Below are 2,952 nucleotides of genomic sequence, written 5' to 3'. Positions count from 1 at the left end.
TCGTCCCGGCGCTGGGAGCGGGAACGCTGTGCGGCCATCCGGTCGAGGGGTTCGTCTCGCCCATCGGTATCTCCGTCCTCGTCGGCGCCTTCCTGTTCGGCATCGGCATGCAACTGGGCGGTGGCTGTGCGTCCGGCACGCTGTTCACCGTGGGTGGCGGCAACGCCCGCATGGTCATCACGCTGCTCTTCTTCATCGTCGGCTCGGTGATCGGCACCGCCCACTTCGCCTGGTGGCAGAGCCTGCCGGCGTTCCAGCCCACCTCGATGATCGATCTGTTCGGTACGGGGGGCGGGATCGCTGCCAGTCTGGTGCTGTTTGCCGGCATTGCCGCCTTGACGTCGTCATGGAGAAGCGCCGTCACGGCCAACTGGAGCAGACGTCATCGGTCTCGCCGGGGCCGGGCCGCTGGTTGACCGGGCCGTGGCCGATCCTGGCCGGGGCGGTCGGCCTGGCGCTGCTCAACTTCCTGACGCTGTCATTGGCCGGCCGGCCCTGGGGCATCACCTCGGCCTTCGCGCTGTGGGGCGCCAAGGCGTTTCAGGCCGTCGGCGGCGACGTAACGGCCTGGCAGAATCCCGGGCGCGCCGCCTCTCTCGACAGCAGCGTCTTCAGCGATATCACCACGGTGATGAACATCGGCGTCATCCTGGGCGCCGGCCTGGCGGCATCGCTGGCAGGGCGTTTCGCGCCCAGCTTGCGGATCCCGCTGCGTTCCGTGGCGGCGGCCGTGATTGGCGGGCTGCTGCTGGGCTATGGCGCGCGGCTGGCGTTCGGTTGCAACATCGGCGCCTACTTCAGCGGTATTGCGTCCGGCAGCCTGCACGGCTGGCTGTGGCTGGGCGCCGCGTTTGCCGGCAACATGTTCGGCGTCAAGCTGCGCCCGCTGTTCTTCCCGGGGCCGGCACAACCGGTTGCGGCGAGTTGCTGAACGGCCTGGCGGCGACCGGCCAGGCCCCGCCACGGCAGGGTTTTTCGGGGGCCGTCACGTCTTTGGCAAGGGTTTCCACGGCGGACATGCCATCGGCGGCGGCAGATGGCATACTGGTCGGCCCCCGGGCGGCTTCGGCTCGTCCGGGGCGTCCGTCCGGTTGCGTGGCAGCCGCACGGTCGATAACGACAATGCGCCATCGGGCCTGCACCAACGACCGGTGAGATCGCCCGTCCGACAGGCGCGTTTCATTCGTTGGTTACCGCGAGAGTCGATTCATGTCCGATCACGCCAAGCGCCCGCTCTACATCCCCTACGCCGGACCGTCGCTGCTGGAAACGCCGCTGCTCAACAAGGGCAGCGCCTTTACCCGCGAAGAACGGGTCGAGTTCAATCTGGTGGGTCTGCTGCCGCAGAACGTCGAGAGCATCGAAGAGCAGCTCGAACGGGCCTACCACCAGTACACGCTGTGCCAGAACAACCTCGACAAGCATATCTACCTGCGGGCGATTCAGGACGATAACGAGACGTTGTTCTTCCGCCTGCTGGAAGAGCATCTCGAGGAGATGCTGCCGATCATCTACACCCCGACGGTGGGCGAGGCGTGCGAAGAGTTCTCCAATATCTACCGCAATCACCGTGGCCTGTTCATCTCCTATCCCGATCGCCATCGGATGGACGACATCCTGCGCAGCGCCACCAAGGACAAGGTGCGGGTGATCGTGGTCACCGATGGTGAACGCATTCTCGGCCTGGGCGATCAGGGCATCGGCGGCATGGGTATCCCGATCGGCAAGCTCTCGCTCTACACCGCCTGTGGCGGCATCAGCCCGGCCTACACGCTGCCGATCACGCTGGATGTCGGCACCAACAACCAGAAGCTGCTCGACGACCCGATGTACATGGGCTGGCGCCACAAGCGCGTGTCGCCGGACGAGTATGCCGAGTTCATCACCCTGTTCATGGAGTCGCTGAAGGCTCGCTGGCCCAACGTGCTGCTGCAGTTCGAGGATTTCGCCCTGACCAACGCCATGCCGCTGCTGGAGCGTTATCGGGACGAGCTTTGCTGTTTCAACGACGACATCCAGGGGACCGCCTCGGTCTGCGTGGCGACGTTGCTGGCCTCGTGCAAGGCCAAGAATGCCAAGCTCAGCGAGCAGACGATCACCTTCGCGGGGGCCGGGTCGGCCGGCTGCGGCATCGCCGAGCAGATCGTGATTGCGATGACTCGCGAGGGGCTATCGGAAGCCGATGCCAGAAAACGCATCTTCATGGTCGACAAGGATGGCCTGCTGACCACCGACATGGACGGGCTGCACAGCTTCCAGCAGCGGCTCGCCCACGATCCCGCCGAGTTGGGCTTCGACAGCGATACCCGCCTGTTGCTCGACGTGGTGCGCAACGCCAAGCCGACCATCCTGATCGGCGTCTCCGGCCAGCGCGGCCTGTTCACCGAAGAGGTGATCAAGACGCTCAACGCCAACTGCGAGAACCCGCTGATCATGCCGCTCTCCAACCCCACCTCCAAGGTCGAGGCGGTGCCGCAGGACGTACTGGCGTGGACCGACGGCCAGGCGATGGTGGCGACGGGGAGTCCGTTCCCGCCGGTGGAGATCAACGGTCGCACGATCCCCATCGCCCAGTGCAACAACTCCTACATTTTCCCAGGTATCGGCCTCGGCGTGATTGCCGCCAATGCGACGCGTGTCACCGACAACATGTTGATGGCGGCCTCCAACGCGCTCGCCGACAGCGCCCCGATCGTCAAGACCGGTGAAGGCGCGCTGCTACCGGCGCTGGGCGACATCCGCGAGATCAGCCAGCTGATCGCTTTCGCCGTCGGCAAGCAGGCCCAGAAGGATGGCGTTGCGCTCTCCTCCAGCGACGAGGTGCTGTGGGATGCGATTCACGGCCACTTCTGGTACCCGCGCTACCGGCAGTATCGTCGGCGTTCGATCTGATGTCGTGAGCTACGAGCTACGAGCTACGAGCTACGAGCTACGAGCTACGAGCTACGAGCT

General features: G+C 65.4%; 1 protein-coding gene and 1 pseudogene. Both read left to right on the top strand.

The window, feature by feature from the left end; all coding sequences use genetic code 11:
• Positions 1 to 107 precede the first annotated feature (107 nt).
• Positions 108 to 931: pseudogene (locus AC3AYF_RS19825) on the top strand (YeeE/YedE family protein).
• 278 nt (positions 932 to 1,209) lie between these two features.
• Positions 1,210 to 2,892, top strand: a complete 1,683-nt coding sequence (locus AC3AYF_RS19820) for an NAD-dependent malic enzyme (protein ID WP_295039556.1) — start codon at positions 1,210 to 1,212, stop codon at positions 2,890 to 2,892.
• The last annotated feature ends 60 nt before the right edge of the window (positions 2,893 to 2,952 follow it).

This window comes from Salinicola sp. (assembly GCF_982684285.1).
The sequence above is the reverse complement of the archived record's forward strand: the minus strand, read 5'-3'. Positions and strand labels throughout refer to the sequence as shown.

What these genes read in the sequence shown, in the direction of transcription:
- AC3AYF_RS19820 (WP_295039556.1), top strand. Translation starts at nt 1,210, where the DNA reads ATGTCCGATCACGCCAAGCGCCCGCTCTACATCCCCTACGCCGGACCG.